This window comes from Blastococcus sp. HT6-30 (assembly GCF_039729015.1).
Lineage (GTDB): Bacteria > Actinomycetota > Actinomycetes > Mycobacteriales > Geodermatophilaceae > Blastococcus.
This window is the reverse complement of the sequence record NZ_CP155792.1, coordinates 1812924-1828506: the sequence shown is the minus strand read 5'-3', so window position 1 is coordinate 1828506 and position 15583 is coordinate 1812924. Positions and strand designations below refer to the sequence as shown.

The window sequence follows — 15583 nt, the reverse complement described above, 5'->3', positions numbered from 1 at the left end:
CGACGGGGAACGCCTCGGCGAACTCCACCAGCCGTCGCACCGCTACGAGGAGAGGAACGCCATGGCCGACCGGCCCACCCCGCCGAACCCGTACGACTTCCTGCCGCAGGTGCCGGGCTTCACCGTCACCAGCAGCGACGTGTCCGACGGCCAGGTGCTGCCGATGCCCCAGGTCAGCGGCGTCATGGGCGCCGGCGGCGAGGACCGCTCGCCGCAGCTGGCCTGGTCCGGCTTCCCCGAGGGCACCCGCAGCTTCGCCGTGACCGTCTACGACCCCGACGCCCCCACCGCCAGCGGCTTCTGGCACTGGGCGGTGGCCAACATCCCGGCGTCGGTCACCGAGCTGCCCTCCGGCGCCGGCGACAAGGACGCCCCGCTGCTCCCCGACGGCGCGGTGCAGCTGCGCAACGACGGCGGCTTCGCCGGCTTCGTGGGCGCCGCTCCCCCGGCCGGGCACGGCCCGCACCGCTACTTCGTGGTGGTGCACGCGGTCGACACCGAGCGGCTCGACGTCGACGCCGCCACCACGCCCGCCGTCCTCGGGTTCAACCTGTTCTTCCACACGCTGGCGCGGGCCACGCTCGTCGCCACCTACGAGCAGGAGTGAGCCCTGCCGCTGTGCAGCCGGACGGCTGCACAGCGGCAGGCCACCCCGTTCCGCCTCCCGGAAGCCGACGCGAGCCGGGAAAGCCGCCGGCCGGCCGGAGAAGACTCCGGCGCGTGTCCCATCCGGTTGCCCGGCACCGGTCCGGGATCGTGGCGGTTCCGCTGGTCGCGGCCCTCGCCGTCGTCCAGCTGCTCGCGCTGGGCGCGGCCCGCCCGGGCCGCGCCGTGGCCGGCGGTGCGCCTCCGGCCGGCATCGTGGCCGACGCGGTGCACGGCTACGGCGCGGTCGGCACGGTCGCGGTCGCCCGCCAGCAGACCCGCGCCACCGAGGGCAGCGTCCGCGCCGCCGAGGCCCGGGCCGCGCGCCGGGCCGCGTACGGCTCCGACAACGGCCCGGTGGCCGAGCGACCGTTCCCGACCGCCTCCATGGTCAAGTTGTTCATGGCCGAGGACATCCTCACCAGGGCGCGCGACGGTTCGATCGGGCTGACGGCCGCCGAGCGCGACCTGCTGCGCGAGATGATCCGCCGCTCGGACGATCCGGCGGCCTCCACCCTGTGGGTGCGGTTCGGCGGCGGGCAGATGGTGCGCGACGTGGCCGCCCGCTACGACCTCCCCGGCACCGGCCCCCCGTCGGCGCGGATCCCCGGTCAGTGGGGGCAGGCGGTCACGACGGCGCAGGACGTCGCCCGGTTCCTCGCGCTGCTGCCCGTGGTCGCCCACCCCGACGACGCGGCGGCGGTGCTGAGCTGGATGCGCGAGGCGACGCCCCGGGCCGCCGACGGCTTCGACCAGCGGTTCGGGTTGTTCGGCACGCTGCCCGGCGAACCGGCCCTGAAGCAGGGGTGGATGTGCTGCGTCGACGGTCAGCGGCACCTCCACTCGGTCGCCGTGCTCGGCTCCCGGGTGATCGTGCTGCTCAGCGAGGTCCCGCGGACGGTCGGCTACGGCTCGGCACGCGCGGCCCTCGACGCGGCCGGAGCCGCGGTCGCCGCCCGCGTCGGCGTCCCCGGCGGCAGGTGAGCCACCGGCCGGAAGTCACTCCGTCGGAGGGAGCTCCGCGACGCCCGTGGTCCCGACCCGGGCGAAGCCGATGCGCTCGTAGACCCGGGCCACCTCGTCGTCACCGGCGGCCAGGAACACCAGCTCGGCGGTCTCCCGGGCGTGCGCGGCGAGCGCGGACGCGATGCCGGCGCCCAGCCCGCGGCCGCGCAGCCGGGGCAGCGTCGCCACCCCGACGATCTCGCTGACCTCGGTGCCGTCGATGTCCACCGGCTGGTGCGAGCCGACCGCGACCGGCGTCCCGCTCTCGAGGGCCACCATCATCACGGTCCGCCCCTCGGCGATCCGCTCCCGGAGGACGGCGGTGCGCGCGGCCGCCTCCGGCGAGGTGTCGGCCGGGACCTGGTGCACGTCGGCCGGCCCGCCGGGGTGGGCGAAGGCCAGGACGGCGAGCTGCTGGTAGTGCGGCAGCTCGGGGTCCTCCGCGCCGACCAGGAACAGCCGCACCCCCGCCGGCAGCACCACGTCGACCGGGTCGTCGGCCACCAGCAGTGGCAGCTCCTCGACCGTCATCCCCGCGGCCCGGGCCGCGGCGCCGATCCCGGGCGAGCGCTCGAGGATCCACTCCAGCGCCGCCGGCAGCCCGGCGGCCTGCTGCAGCGCGATCGCGCCGCGGACGTCGTCGGCGGTGACCGCGCCGGCATCCTTCCGCGGTCGCGCCGGATAGGGCCAGGCGGCGTCGGCGATCGGGACGTCCAGGGCGCCGGCGCGCTCGATCCGCGCGTCCAGCAGGGGCGCGGCGGCGAAGTAGCGCTCGATGCACTCGAGCAGTCCCGGGCGGGAAGGCACGGGGGAAACCCTAGACGGGCCGCGTCCCGACGGGGTGCTTCCCCACCCGCGGACCCGGTCCCGGCACCCGCCCGGCTGACCCGCGCGCACGTCGCACCCGGGCCAGACGGCACGATGGGGCGCGTGACGGCTGGGACGCGTGGCTCCATCTCGCCCTACGCGGTGTTCGACCGCGACTCGTGGCGAGCGCTCGCGGCCGGCTCCAGCCTGCCGCTGGACGCGACGGAGCTGGACACACTCGCGTCCCTGGGCGACCGCATCGACCTCGACGAGGTGGCCACCGTCTACCTCCCGCTGGCGCGCCTGCTCAGCCTGCACGTCACGGCCAGCCGCCGGCTGTGGGCGGCCCAGAGCGAGTTCCTGGGCGACGCCACCGCCAAGGTGCCGTTCGTCATCGCCGTCGCCGGCAGCGTCGCCGTGGGCAAGAGCACCACCGCCCGCCTGCTGCAGACGCTGCTGGCCGCCACGCCCGGCGCCCCCCGGGTCGACCTCGTCACCACCGACGGCTTCCTCCTCCCCAACGCGGTCCTGCAGGAGCGGGGCCTGCTCGGTCGGAAGGGGTTTCCGGAGAGCTACGACCGCCGGGCGCTGCTGCGCTTCCTCGCGGACGTGAAGTCCGGCCGCGAGGAGGTGTTCGCGCCGGTGTACGACCACCAGTCCTACGACATCGTGCCCGGGCGGGTGCAGGCGGTCGACCGCCCCGACATCCTCGTGCTGGAGGGGCTCAACGTGCTGCAGGCCGGGCGCCGCACCGACGGGTCGGCGCCGGAGATCTTCCTGTCGGACTTCTTCGACTTCTCCGTCTACGTCGACGCCGCCGAGGCCGACATCCAGCGGTGGTACGTCGAGCGGTTCCTGGCGCTGTGGCGGACGGCGTTCCAGGACACCACCGCCTACTTCCACCGCTTCGCCGCCCTCACCGACGACCAGGCCCGGGAGACGGCACTGGGCATCTGGTCGGCGGTGAACGGGCCGAACCTGCGGGACAACATCGCCCCTACGCGATCGCGCGCCCGGCTGGTGTTGCAGAAGTCCGCCGACCACTCGGTGCGCCGGGTGCTCCTCCGCAAGCTCTGACCCCGGCGACACGCCGCCGGCACCCGGTCACCCACGCCGTCGTCCCGGCCGCCATGGCAGGAACTGACGACCTGGACGGGTGACTCGGTGACCGAGGTCACGTGACGAACCCGGTGCGCGTGCCGACACTCTTCCTAGTCCGGTGATCGGACGAGTACGGCCAGTGCTGCCGACTTCTCCCCGGCGTAACGGATGTGAGTTCCCATGTGCACCCATCGCACCACCTGCCCGGAGGCCGCCAGCGAGGCCCGCGATCTCGCCGCGGTAGTGAGCAGCCATCCCGAGCAGGGGTGGCGGCTGCTCTGCAACGGCGTCGTCCTGTTCGACGACGACGGCGAGCTCCTCCCCGACGGCCGGTCGTTCCCCGACCACCACGTGTGGCTGGCCCCCGAGCTCGTCAGCGCCTGAAGGAACTGGCGCGGCTCGCCCCGCGACGCCGGGCGGCCTGCTCGGGCCGGTCGTGGTGCCCGCGCCACCAGGCGGAGCCGCCCGGTCGGCCTCAGGAGGAGGCGCCCACCACGTCGGCGGCCGTGCCCATGTCGTCCGGTGCCCCGGCACCCCGGGTGGGCACCTGCCCGTCGCCGGCCGGTGCGTGCCCGTCGAAGTCGTGGTCGGCGAACGCCTCGGGCGGCGGGCACGAGCAGACCAGGTTGCGGTCGCCGTAGGCCTGGTCGATCCGCCGGACCGGGCTCAGGTAGCCGCGCCCCTGCAGGCCGCGCACCGGGTAGACCGCCGTCGTCCGGGGGTAGGGGCGGTCCCACTCCCCCGCCAGCATCGCGAGCGTGTGCGGCGCGTTGCGCAGCGGGTTGTCGGTGCGGTCGTACTCCCCCGTGGCGACCTTGGCGATCTCGCCGCGGATGGTGACCATCGCCTCGACGAACCGGTCGAGCTCGGCCTTGTCCTCGCTCTCGGTGGGCTCCACCATCAGCGTGCCCGCCACCGGAAAACTCATCGTCGGCGCGTGGAAGCCGAAGTCGATCAGGCGCTTGGCGATGTCGTCGTTGGTGACGCCGGTGGCCTTGGTCAGCGGCCGGATGTCCAGGATGCACTCATGGGCCACGAGCCCGTCCTTGCCGGTGTAGAGCACCGGGTAGTGCTCCCGCAGCCGGGCGGCCAGGTAGTTGGCGGCCAGGATGGCGTGCTCCGTGGCCCGGGTGAGCCCGTCGGGGCCCATCAGCCGCATGTACGCCCAGGAGATGGGCAGGATGTCCGCCGATCCCCACGGCGCGGCCGACACCGGTCCGGGGCCGGTCTCCGGCCCCGCAGCCGGCACCACCGGGTGGTTGGGCAGGAACGGCACCAGGTGCTCGCGGACGGCGACCGGCCCGACACCGGGGCCGCCACCACCGTGCGGGATGCAGAAGGTCTTGTGCAGGTTCAGGTGGCTGACGTCGGAGCCGAACCGCCCCGGCCGGGCCAGCCCGACCATGGCGTTGAGGTTGGCGCCGTCGACGTAGACCTGCCCGCCGGCGTCGTGCACGGCGGCGCAGATGTCCTGGATGTCGGTCTCGAAGACACCGTGCGTCGACGGGTAGGTGATCATGATCGCCGCCAGCCGCTCGGCGTGCTGGTCCACCTTGGCCCGCAGGTCGGCGAGGTCGACGTTGCCGGCCTCGTCGCAGGCGACCACGACCACCCGCATGCCGGCCATGACGGCGCTCGCCGCGTTGGTTCCGTGCGCCGAGCTCGGGATGAGGCAGACGTCGCGCTGCTCCTCGCCCCGGCTGCGGTGGTAGCCCCGGATGGCCAGCAGGCCGGCGAACTCACCCTGCGACCCGGCGTTGGGCTGCACGCTCACCGCGGCGTACCCGGTGACCTCGGCCAGCCCGTCGCACAGCTCCTCGATCAGCTGGGCGTAGCCCCGTGCCTGCTCCGCCGGCACGAACGGGTGCAGGTTCGCGAACTCCGGCCAGGTGATGGCGGCCATCTCGGTGGCGGAGTTAAGCTTCATGGTGCAGGAGCCCAGCGGGATCATCGTGCGGTCCAGCGCCAGGTCCTTGTCGCTGAGCATGCGCAGGTAGCGCAGCATCGCGGTCTCCGAGCGGTGCGCGGAGAAGACCGGGTGGGTGAGGAACGGCGTCCGGCGGCGGAGCTCCGGCGGCAGCGCGTCGGCGCCGTCGTCGGTGAGGGCGGCCTCGTCGACGGCCACGCCGAACGCCGCGGCGACATCGCGCAGGATCGCCGGCGTGGTCGTCTCGTCGCAGGCGACGGCGACCGTGTCGGCGTCGACCTGGCGCAGGTTGATCCGGCGCTGTGCAGCCGCGGCGACCACGTCCGCCGCCCGGCCGGGCACGGCGACCGTGAGGGTGTCGAAGAACCGCTGGTGCACCAGGCGCAGGCCGCCGGCGGTCAGCCAGCCGGCCAGCGCGGTGGCGCTGCGGTGCACCCGCGCCGCGATCGCGGCCAGCCCCTCGGGACCGTGGTAGACGGCGTACGCGCCGGCCAGCACGGCCAGCAGCACCTGCGCGGTGCAGATGTTGCTGGTCGCCTTCTCGCGACGGATGTGCTGCTCGCGGGTCTGCAGCGCCAGGCGGTAGGCGACGTCACCGTCGGCGTCCACCGAGACGCCCACCAGGCGGCCGGGCAGTTGCCGGGCCAGGCCTTCCCGGACGGAGAGGTACCCGGCGTGCGGACCGCCGTAGCCCATGGGGACGCCGAAGCGCTGGGTCGTTCCGCAGGCGACGTCGGCCCCCCACTCCCCCGGGGCCTCGAGCAGCGTGAGCGCGAGCAGGTCGGCGGCCACCACGACCGACGCGCCGGCCTCGTGGGCCGCCGTCACCAGAGCCCGGTGGTCCCGGACCGCTCCGCTCGCCCCCGGGTACGACAGCAGGACGCCGAAGGCGCCGGCCGCGGGCAGGTCGGTGGGCCAGCCCGCGGAGAGGTCGGTGACGTGCAGCCTGATGCCCAGCGGCTCGGCGCGGGTCCGCAGCACCCCGAGGGTCTGCGGCAGCGTGTCGGCGTCGACGACGAACACGGCGTCGGCCTTGGCACGCCCGGCCCGGCGCACCAGCGTCATGGCCTCGGCGGCGGCGGTGGCCTCGTCGAGCATCGAGGCACCGGCGACCGGCAGGCCGGTCAGGTCGGCGACGGTGGTCTGGAAGTTGATCAGCGCCTCGAGCCGGCCCTGGCTGATCTCGGGCTGGTACGGCGTGTACGCGGTGTACCAGGCCGGGTTCTCCAGCACCGTCCGCTGGATCACCGGCGGGGTGAACGTGCCGTGGTAGCCCAGGCCGATCATCGAGGTGAAGACCTCGTTCGCGGCCGCCCGCTCGCGCAGCAGCGCCAGCACGGCGGCCTCGTCCTGGGCCGGGGGCAGGTCCAGGACGGCGCGGTCGCGCACCCCCTCGGGAACGCATGCGTCGACCAGCGACTCCAGGGACGGGTGGCCCACGGCCGCGAGCATCGCGGCGGTGTCACCGGGGCGTGGCCCGATGTGGCGGCCGGCGAAGGAGCCGGCGGTGTCCAGCGCGTTCAGGGAGGGCAGCGGCCCGGCGAGCGGCGGGAGGTTTTCGGAACCGTCGACCATTACCGGCACGCTACCAGCGCTGGGCCGGACGCCCGGCCCCGTGCGGGTGTGCGCTGATGCGCGGTTCCGAGCCCCGCAGCTGCGCGACAGCGCGCACCGTTCGGGCGATCTAGGCGGTCCGCGCCCGGCGACGGCGGCGCATCGAGAGCTCATCGTCGGAGGGGACGACCTGGCCGCCGTCGAGCCGCTCGGCCGGCAGCTCGGCCAGCTCACCGGAGAGCTCGCGGAGGGCGCCGGAGACGGCGATCCCGAAGACGCCCTGGCCGCCGGCGAGCAGGTCGACGACCTCCTCGGCGGAGGTGCACTCGTAGACCGTCGCGCCGTCGGAGAAGAGCGTGACGTTGGCCAGCTCCTTCACCCCGCGCTGACGGAGGTGGTCGACGGCCTTGCGGATGTTCTGCAGGGAGACGCCGGTGTCGAGCAGCCGCTTGACGACCTTGAGCACGAGGATGTCGCGGAAGGAGTAGAGCCGCTGGGTTCCCGAGCCGGTCGCGCTGCGCACCGACGGGGACACCAGACCGGTCCGGGCCCAGTAGTCCAGCTGCCGGTAGGTGATGCCGGCGGCGGCGCAGGCGGTCGGCCCGCGGTAGCCCACGAGGTCGGTGTCCACTGCGTCGTACGACGGCGCCCCGACGGCGGCGTCGCTGAACAGCTGACCCTGCGATCCGTTCTCCTCGTCGCTCACGTCCAGCGTCCTCCTCATCCCCGCCACGTACCGCGGCAGGTCGACGGCTCGGCACCCGTGACCTCAGGTGTCACACCGTTGTTGTTCGCCGACGGTAAGCCGGGCCAGGGGGCCGGTCAACTGACGGGGGCGGCGTGTCGTCACACCTGCCCCATTTCGGGTGAAGATGCGGCAGCGGCCTGCCGATAGGGATCTGATGGCGGCTTCGACCCCGTCGAGGGCGGGAGGTCCGCCCCTACGCGGGGCCGCCGCCGGAGCCCGAGCCGGCCCCGAAGTCCTCCGGCGAGATCTGGTCGAGGAACTCGCGGAACTTCTCCACCTCGTCCTCCTGCTCGTCGGGGATCTCGATGCCCACCTCGTCGAGCAGGTCGTCGGCACCGAAGATCGGCGCCCCGGTGCGGACGGCCAGCGCCACCGCGTCCGACGGCCGGGCGCTCACGATCCGGTCGTCACCGAACACCAGCTCGGCGATGTAGATGCCGTCGCGCATCTCGGTGATGTTCACCGCCTCCAGCTCGGCGCCCAGCGTGCGCACGACCTCGCGGAGCAGGTCGTGGGTCATGGGGCGGGCCGGACGCACGCCCTGCTGCTCGAAGGCGATGGCGGCCGCCTCGACGGCGCCGATCCAGATCGGCAGGTAACGCTCCCCCTGCATCTCCTTCAGCAGCAGGATGGGCTGGTTGCCGGGCAGTTCGACGCGGACGCCGACGACTCGAAGCTCCTGCACGGTGCGGCTCCCTCGGCTGCGGCCCGGGTTCGGGCGGGACGGTGTGGTCAAGCGGCCGGTGACTCGCCGGCCCGGGCGGTCGGGCCGGCGGCGACGGGTCCACGGTACGCCCGCTCAGGGGCGCAGGAGGTCCCGCAGGCGAGTCTCGAGCAGAGCCGTGTGCAGCTGCGCGGAGAGGGCGGTCAGCTCCTGCAGCTTCTCGGTGGCCCGCGTGCGGGCCTCGTCCGAGCGCGCCCTGAGGACCGGGGCGACGACCTGCTCGACGAGCCCGGCCTCGCGCTCCACGGCGCTGCGGTAGACGCGTAGGTGCCGCGGCTCGATGCCGTGCCGGGCCAGCCCCGCCGCCGCCCGCGCGATGGGCAGGTCCGCGGCGGGGTGCCGGCCGTCGGCATCGGTCGTGAGCAGACCGAACTGCACGCAGTCGGCCAGCTGCTGCGGCTCCAGCCCGGCGGCGCGGGCGAACTGCTCGGCGGTCAGCGGCGCCGCCGCCCCCTCCTCGGTGGAGGCGGGGGGCAGCGGCGCCGAGGCGTTGCCGGTGCCGGGCAGCGGCTCACCGCGGTCGAGGGCGTCCAGGTGGTCCTTGATCACGCGCAGCGGCAGGTAGTGGTCCCGCTGGGCGGTGAGCACGTACCGCAGCCGGCTGACGTCGGCCCGCGAGAACTTCCGGTACCCCGACGGCGTGCGCTGCGGGTGGACCAGGTCCTCGGACTCCAGGTAGCGGATCTTGCTGATCGTGACGTCGGGGAAGTCGTCGCGAAGCACAGCCAGCACCTCGCCGATGGTCAGGCGCGGCGCGTGCTGGTCGCCGGCGTCCCCGAGCGCACGCTCGCGCTCGGGCACGGCGGTCACGCCCCTCTCCCGCCGGAGCACCGTTCCGGTGCAACCGGCCGCGGTCCCCACATGCGGAAGATCGCCGGTCGGTGCACTAGCGAGCGGCCGGCTCGCCCGTGCGCGGGCCGGTGAGGTACACGAGCCGGAACTTGCCGATCTGCACCTCGTCACCGCCGGCGAGGTTGGCGACGTCGACCGGCTCCCGGTTGACGTAGGTGCCGTTGAGGCTGCCGACGTCGTGCACCGAGAAGCCACCGCCCTCGCGGTGGAACTCGACGTGCCGACGGCTGACCGTGACGTCGTCGAGGAAGATGTCGCTGTCGGGGTGCCGGCCGGCCGTCGTGACGTCCTGGTCGAGCAGGAAGCGGCTCCCGGCGTTGGGGCCGCGCTTGACCACCAGCAGCGCCGAACCCGCCGGCAGCGACTCCACCGCCCCGGCGTGCGCGTCGGCGGCCTCGGTGACCTCGGGCTGCTCGCCGGAGTCCTCACCGCCGACCTTCGGGATCACGCTGGTGGCCTCGCCGATGCGCTCGGGGGCGAGCGCCGCACCGCACTGCGCGCAGAAGCGACTGCCCTCGGGGTTCTCGTGGCCACATCGAGTGCAGTGCACGTTGCGTCTCCTCCGGTGCGAGGGGCCCGCCGCGGCCCTCGAACGGGCCGCGGGCGGCCGGCGGACGGTGGGCCGGATGGCCCGCCGCGGGTCGGCCGCCGCGGAAGGGCGGCGGACCGTGGGTCATGGAACCAGCCGGTCGGCCCGAGGGTCAACCGGACGTGCGGAGCCGGGACGGGCGGGTTCCCGACGGGTACCCGCTGTTCCCGGCCCAGCGCGATCATAGTGATCGATGCCGGGAGTCAGCCTCCCGGCGGCCCCGCTACGAGCCCTCGACCAGGGCCTGGTAGGCGTCGGCGTCGAGCAGCTGCCCGATCGGGTCGCCGCCCTCCCCCGGCACGGCGATGTCGACCAGCCAGCCGTCCCCGTAGGGGTCGGCGTTGATGGTCTCGGGGGCGTCGGCGAGGCGCTCGTTCACCGCCGCCACGACGCCGGTGACGGGCGCGTAGACATCGGAGACGGACTTGGTCGACTCGACCTCGCCGATGGCGGTCCCGGGCGCCACCTCGACGCCCACCTCGGGCAGCTGCACGAAGACGATGTCCCCCAGCGCGTCCTGCGCGTGGTCGGTGATGCCGACCCGGACGACGGTCGACGTGCCGTCGGTGCCCTGCACCAGCGCCCACTCGTGCTGGTCGGTGTAGCGGCGGTCGTCGGGCGTGCTCATGCGGCGGTCGTCTCCAGAACCGGCGGGGCCGGTGGTCGGTGCGGTGGACGGCGGGTTCAGCCGCCAGGGTCGGGCGAAGCGTATTGAGGACGGTCCAGGGGCCGCAACGCGTCCACGACGAGGTCGGGGAACTGGGTGATCCGGACGGTGCCGCCGCGGCGCTCGATCCGCTGCACGACCCCGCCGGGGATGTTCATCGCCGTCTCCATGCCCTGCGGGTCGCCGAGGACGACGAACTCGTACGGTGAGCTCAGCGGCGCGCCGTCGACCCGCAGGTCGCCGGGCGTGCCGGTGACCGCGGTCGACAGGCCGATGCGGACGTCGTCGACCTGCATGGTCTCCGCTCCCGCCCCCCGCAGCTCCTGCACCACGTCGATGAGGTCGGACACCCGGACCTCGCCCGAGGGGTCGCTGATCGCCAGCGTCAACCCGGGCCCCTGGGCGGGCAACGTGCCGTTCAGGATGCCCAGCGCCTGGGCGCGCCCGCGGGCTTCCTCCAGCGCGGTTCCGGTCCGGCTCCCGGAGCCGCTGAGCTCGCGCAGCGCCGCCCGCTGCTCGGCGAGCTGGGCCCGGAGCCGCTCCTCCCGGCCGCCCAGCTCGTCGAGGATCCGGACCAGGTCCTCCTCCCGCGCGCCGGCCAGCATCTGCGCCTCGTCGGCGTTGCGCACCTGCACGGCGAGGGCGAATCCGAGCAGCAGGGTGAGCGCGCCGATGAGGGCGGCGGCCAGCGGGTCCCGGCGCCGCCGCACGGCGGGGGGCGGCGCGGCCGCAGCGCCGGCCTCCTCGGGCGGGGCGTCGGCGGTCTCCGGGGGCGGCCCGTCGGGCGGGCGCGGGTCGCTCATGCCCGGAACACGTGCCGCCGGATGGCCGCGGCGTTGCCGAAGATGCGGATGCCGAGGACGACGACGACCGCCGTCGACAGCTGCGCGCCCACGCCCAGCTGGTCGCCGAGGAAGACGATCAGCGCGGCCACGACCACGTTGGACACGAAGGAGATGACGAAGACCTTGGCGTCGAAGATGCCGTCCAGGCGGGCACGGAACCCGCCGAACACCGCGTCGAGGGCCGCGACGACGGCGATGGGCAGGTACGGCTGCAGCCACAGCGGGACGGTGGGGTCGAAGAGGAGGCCGAGGAGGACGCCTGCCGCGAGACCGAGGATCGGGATCACGGCGTCAGCCTCCGGGGGTGGGATCGGTGCCGGCGGCGCGGTGGGGACTGACCGGCTCGGCGTAGCGGAGCTCGGGCGGGCTGGCGGCGGGCAGGGACAGCTCCTCCTCCTTGGCGAACTCGAAACGCAGGCCCGCGTTGGCGGAGAACCTGGCGAGGGACACCACCTCCGGGTTGGCGAGGAAGGCGTTGGCCAGTGCGTCGGGGGCGCCGATCGCCGTGACCTGGTACGGGTTGGTGACCGGGCGGAAGTCCACGAGCACCGCCTCACCGGCGAACCGGACGGCGCTGGTCGGGCCCAGCCGCTGGCCGTTGATGCCGATCGCCTCGGCACCGGCCGCCCACAGGGCGTTCACCACCAGCTGCAGGTCCCCGTCGGCCACCCGCACCTCCCGCCCCTCCCCCGCCGTCCCGCCGAGCGGGTCGTCGTCGGCGGCGGCCTCGGCGTTGGCCAGCGTCACCAGCAGCCCCGGCCCGGTGACGGCCACGGCGGCGGTGCCCTGCTCGGCGCGCGCCAGGGCGTCCAGCGCCCGCTGGCCCACCACGGTGGCGGCGAGCAGCTCGTCGCTGGTCCGGCTGACCTCGACCCGGAGCTCCTCCAGCTGCGCGGCCAGGTCGTCGCTGCTCGCGGACTCGTCCTGGATGTCGCGGACGAGCGCCTCGCGGATCTCCTGGCGGCCCTGCGCCTTGGCGACGGCCTGGTCGTAGGTCACCGTCGCCAGCAGGCCGGCCGCGGCCATCGTGAGCGCGACGAGCACCCGGCCCCGGCCGCGGCGGGGCGGCTCGCCCCGCTCCTCGCGGGCGGCGGCGGCCTGCGCGTACGCGGGGTCGAGGGTCTCGGCGAGGACGTCGTCCAGCAGGGAGGCGCCCAGCGAGCGCACTCCCCCGGCCGGCCGTCCACCGGTCACCGCGGGCTCCGGGAGCGCGCCGACCGCTCGGCGGCGACCAGCCCGACGGCCTGGACGACGTAGAAGACGCCGGCGAGCAGGTACAGCGCCGTGCCCCAGATGGTGAGCGCCCAGGCGAACGGCGCGGCGACGGTGGCCAGCGCGCCGTCCCCGCTCGCCATCAGCAGCCCCGGGAAGGCGTAGAGCAGCAGGAGGGTGGCGGCCTTGCCCAGGTAGTGCACCTGCAGCGGGGGGTAGCCGTGCGCCCGGAGGACCAGCAACGTCACGCCGAGGACCAGCTCCCGGGCGACCAGCAGCGCCACCAGCCACACCGGCACGACCCCGCGCAGCGCGAGCGCGACGAGGGCGGCGACGATGTAGAGCCGGTCGGCGGCCGGGTCCAGCAGCGCGCCCAGCCTGCTGCCCTGGTCCAGCCACCGGGCGAGCTTCCCGTCGAGCCAGTCGGTGAACCCGGAGACCATGAGGACCACGAGGGCCCACCCGTCCTCCTCGGGCCCCAGCAGCAGCCACAGGAACAGCGGCACACCGAGCAGGCGCAGCACCGACAGGGCGTTGGGCAGGGTCCAGACGCGGTCCGGCAGGGCCTCCCGGTCACCCACGGCCGGCGTCGCGGCGCCGGCCCGGGGTACGGGTGCGGCAGCCGACGACCCGTTCGACGACGTCACGTTCCCTCCAGCCCCTGCACCCGACCGTGGCCGAGGCTAGTGGCCCGTTCCCGGGTCCTCGTCGGCGGCGCACCGCCGCGGCCCGCGGCGGTGGTCCCCGGCTCCCCGGACGGGCCTCACCTCAGGCGGGAACCGCCATCGCCGCCGGGGCGGGCTCGTGGCCGAGGGGACGCCGGTCGTAGCTGCCGGTGCCGTGCGTGACCGAGCGCAGCACCCCCGGATAGCCGAGCAGCTCGACCTCGGGGACCTCCGCCCGCACCGTGGTGCGGTCCCGCTCGGGATCCGCCTCGCTGCCGGTCACCCGGGCCCGCCGGGACGACAGGTCGCTCATCACCGCCCCCACGTACTCACCGGGCACCCGGACCTCGATCTCGCACCACGGCTCGAGCACCCGGGTGCCCACCGCGGCCACCAGCTCCCGCAGCGCCAGCGCCCCGGCGGCCTGGAAGGCGGCATCGGAGGAGTCGACCGAGTGGGCCTTGCCGTCGACGAGGGTCACGCGGAGGTCGACGAGCGGCCGGTCGCCGTTGACCCCGCGCTGCGCCTGTGCGCGGATGCCCTTCTCGACGCTGCCGTGGAACTGGCCGGGCACGGTGCCGCCGACGATGCGCTGCTCGAAGACGATGCCCGACCCAGGGGGCCCGGGTTCCCCCTCGATGACGACGACGGCGTACTGCCCGTGCCCGCCGGACTGCTTGACGTGCCGGCCGGTGACCCGGCCGGGGCCGCAGAGCGTCTCCACCAGCGGCACCCGGACCGGCACGGTCGCGACGGCGACCCCGTGGCGGGTCCGCAACCGGTCCAGCAGCACCTCGGCGTGGGCGTCCCCGACGCACCACAGGAGCAGCTGGCCGGTGTCGGAGCGCCGCTCGAGCCGCACCGTGGGGTCCTCGGCGACCAGCCGGGCCAGCGCGGTCGCCATGCGGTCCTCGTCGCTCCGGGAGACCGCCTCGACCGCGACGGGCAGCTGTGGCACGGGGAGGTCCCACGGCGGCACGAGGCGGGGGTCCTCCGGCGAGCTGAGGGTGTCGCCGGTCTCCGCGGTCGACAGCCTGCTGACCGCGCAGACGTCACCTGCCGGGCACGCGGCGACCGGCCGCAGAGTCGCGCCCAGCGGCGCGGAGAGCACGCCGATCCGCTCGTCCGCGTCGTGGTCGGGATGCCCGCGGTCGGCCATGCCGTGCCCGGACACGTGCACCGTGACGTCCGGCCGGAGCGTGCCGGAGAAGACCCGCACCAGCGAGAGGCGGCCCACGTAGGGATCGGTGGTCGTCTTCACCACCTCGGCGACCAGCGGCCCGTCGGGGTCGCAGGCGAGCACGGGCGCGGGGGAGCCGTCGGGCCGGGTGACCGGCGGGCAGCCGTGCTCCAGGGGGCACGGGAAGGCGGAGACCAGCAGGTCGAGCAGCTCGCCGATGCCGACGCCGGTCAGGGGTGAGACGCACAGCACCGGGTGGAAGTGCCCCCGGGCGACGGCGGTCTCCAGGTCGGCGACCAGGTCGGCGACGGCCAGCTCGTCGCCGGCCAGGTAGCGCTCCATGAGCGTCTCGTCCTCGCTCTCGCCGATGATGCCCTCGATCAGCTCGGCCCGGAGCCGGTCGGCGTCGTCGCTGACCGCCCGGGTGGCGTCGACGTCGGGCTCCAGCAGCGAGACCAGCCCGCGGGCCGCACCGTCGGGCCCGCGGTCGACCAGGTGCATCGGGTAGACCCCCTCCCCCAGCATCAGCTGGCAGAGGCGCACCGCCTCGTCCACGTCCGCCCGCGGCCGGTCGACCTGGGTGAGCACGACCGCGCGCGGCATCCCGACCGCGGCGCACTCCTCCCACAGCTGCACCGTGGCGGCGTCGACCCCGCTCACCGCGGAGACGACGAAGAGCGCCGAGTCGGCGGCGCGCAGCCCGGCCCGCAGCTCGCCCACGAAGTCCGGCGAGCCGGGGGTGTCCAGCAGGGTGAGCCGGTGGCCGGCGTGCTCGACGGCGGCCACGCCCAGCGAGATCGACCGCTGCTGGCGGATCTCGACCTCCTCGCTGTCGAGGCAGGTGGTGCCGTCCTCCACCCGGCCGGCCCGGGTCACCGCGCCGGTCGCGGCGAGGAGGGCCTCGGCGAGCGTCGTCTTCCCGGCCCCGGCGCGGCCGACCAGCGCCACGTTGCGCACCTTCACGGCCGGCCGCGGAGCCGGGGCCGGCGGGACGTCCTTGACCATCGGTCCTCCTCAGCCGCGCCTGGCGAGGGCCGGAAACGGATGCGCTGCTTGGGCTGC

General features: G+C 74.9%; 16 protein-coding genes. 4 read left to right on the top strand and 12 right to left on the bottom strand.

The genetic code is table 11. The annotated features are described in order from the left end of the window. The first annotated feature begins 61 nt into the window (after nucleotides 1-61). Both ABC795_RS08800 and ABC795_RS08795 read left to right on the top strand, forming a co-directional pair. Nucleotides 62-607, top strand: a complete 546-nt coding sequence (locus ABC795_RS08800) for a YbhB/YbcL family Raf kinase inhibitor-like protein (RefSeq protein ID WP_347060633.1) — start codon at nucleotides 62-64, stop codon at nucleotides 605-607. Between the two features lie 113 nt (nucleotides 608-720). After that, complete coding sequence (locus ABC795_RS08795; RefSeq protein ID WP_347060632.1) at nucleotides 721-1629, top strand: serine hydrolase; 909 nt, start codon at nucleotides 721-723, stop codon at nucleotides 1627-1629. A 15-nt stretch (nucleotides 1630-1644) separates the two neighbouring features. Here the strand turns inward: ABC795_RS08795 and ABC795_RS08790 are convergent, their stop codons facing one another. After that, complete coding sequence (locus ABC795_RS08790) at nucleotides 1645-2457, bottom strand: GNAT family N-acetyltransferase (protein WP_347060630.1); 813 nt, start codon at nucleotides 2455-2457, stop codon at nucleotides 1645-1647. Nucleotides 2458-2571: 114 nt separating this feature from the next. Between ABC795_RS08790 and coaA the strand changes: the two genes are divergently transcribed. Continuing rightward, a complete protein-coding gene (gene coaA, locus ABC795_RS08785; protein ID WP_347060629.1) occupies nucleotides 2572-3534 on the top strand; it encodes a type I pantothenate kinase in 963 nt (320 codons plus the stop codon). Between the two features lie 204 nt (nucleotides 3535-3738). Then, complete coding sequence (locus tag ABC795_RS08780) at nucleotides 3739-3942, top strand: DUF5999 family protein (protein WP_347060628.1); 204 nt, start codon at nucleotides 3739-3741, stop codon at nucleotides 3940-3942. Between the two features lie 91 nt (nucleotides 3943-4033). On the opposite strand, the gene gcvP is transcribed toward ABC795_RS08780, so the two are convergent. The 11 genes from gcvP to ABC795_RS08725 form a co-directional block, all read right to left on the bottom strand. Next, nucleotides 4034-7060 carry an aminomethyl-transferring glycine dehydrogenase gene (gcvP, locus tag ABC795_RS08775; RefSeq protein WP_347060627.1) on the bottom strand — a complete coding sequence of 1009 codons (3027 nt, stop codon included), beginning with the start codon at nucleotides 7058-7060 and terminating at the stop codon, nucleotides 4034-4036. Between the two features lie 109 nt (nucleotides 7061-7169). Then, nucleotides 7170-7745 (bottom strand): MerR family transcriptional regulator, encoded by a 576-nt coding sequence (locus ABC795_RS08770; protein ID WP_347060626.1) that lies wholly within the window; start codon nucleotides 7743-7745, stop codon nucleotides 7170-7172. Nucleotides 7746-7980: 235 nt separating this feature from the next. Further along, a complete protein-coding gene (locus ABC795_RS08765; RefSeq protein ID WP_347060625.1) occupies nucleotides 7981-8472 on the bottom strand; it encodes a bifunctional nuclease family protein in 492 nt (163 codons plus the stop codon). A 114-nt stretch (nucleotides 8473-8586) separates the two neighbouring features. Further along, entirely contained in the window at nucleotides 8587-9321 is a 735-nt protein-coding gene (locus ABC795_RS08760) for a MerR family transcriptional regulator (RefSeq protein ID WP_347060624.1), read from the bottom strand. Between the two features lie 76 nt (nucleotides 9322-9397). Further along, nucleotides 9398-9913 (bottom strand): FHA domain-containing protein, encoded by a 516-nt coding sequence (locus ABC795_RS08755; protein ID WP_347060622.1) that lies wholly within the window; start codon nucleotides 9911-9913, stop codon nucleotides 9398-9400. A gap of 262 nt (nucleotides 9914-10175) precedes the next feature. Then, on the bottom strand, nucleotides 10176-10580 hold the full coding sequence (gene gcvH, locus ABC795_RS08750) for a glycine cleavage system protein GcvH (RefSeq protein ID WP_347060621.1): 405 nt from the start codon (nucleotides 10578-10580) through the stop codon (nucleotides 10176-10178). Between the two features lie 56 nt (nucleotides 10581-10636). Beyond that, a complete protein-coding gene (locus tag ABC795_RS08745; RefSeq protein WP_347060620.1) occupies nucleotides 10637-11422 on the bottom strand; it encodes a DUF881 domain-containing protein in 786 nt (261 codons plus the stop codon). Further along, nucleotides 11419-11751: a small basic family protein gene (locus ABC795_RS08740; protein WP_041775731.1), complete on the bottom strand. Its 333-nt coding sequence runs from the start codon at nucleotides 11749-11751 to the stop codon at nucleotides 11419-11421. Before ABC795_RS08740 ends, ABC795_RS08745 begins: the two co-directional genes overlap by 4 nt. 4 nt (nucleotides 11752-11755) lie before the next feature. Beyond that, complete coding sequence (locus tag ABC795_RS08735) at nucleotides 11756-12658, bottom strand: DUF881 domain-containing protein (protein ID WP_347060619.1); 903 nt, start codon at nucleotides 12656-12658, stop codon at nucleotides 11756-11758. Next, complete coding sequence (locus tag ABC795_RS08730) at nucleotides 12655-13323, bottom strand: CDP-alcohol phosphatidyltransferase family protein (protein ID WP_347060618.1); 669 nt, start codon at nucleotides 13321-13323, stop codon at nucleotides 12655-12657. The genes ABC795_RS08735 and ABC795_RS08730 overlap by 4 nt, the downstream gene beginning before the upstream one ends. A gap of 121 nt (nucleotides 13324-13444) precedes the next feature. After that, nucleotides 13445-15526 (bottom strand): elongation factor G-like protein EF-G2, encoded by a 2082-nt coding sequence (locus ABC795_RS08725; protein ID WP_347060617.1) that lies wholly within the window; start codon nucleotides 15524-15526, stop codon nucleotides 13445-13447. Nucleotides 15527-15583: the final 57 nt, after the last annotated feature.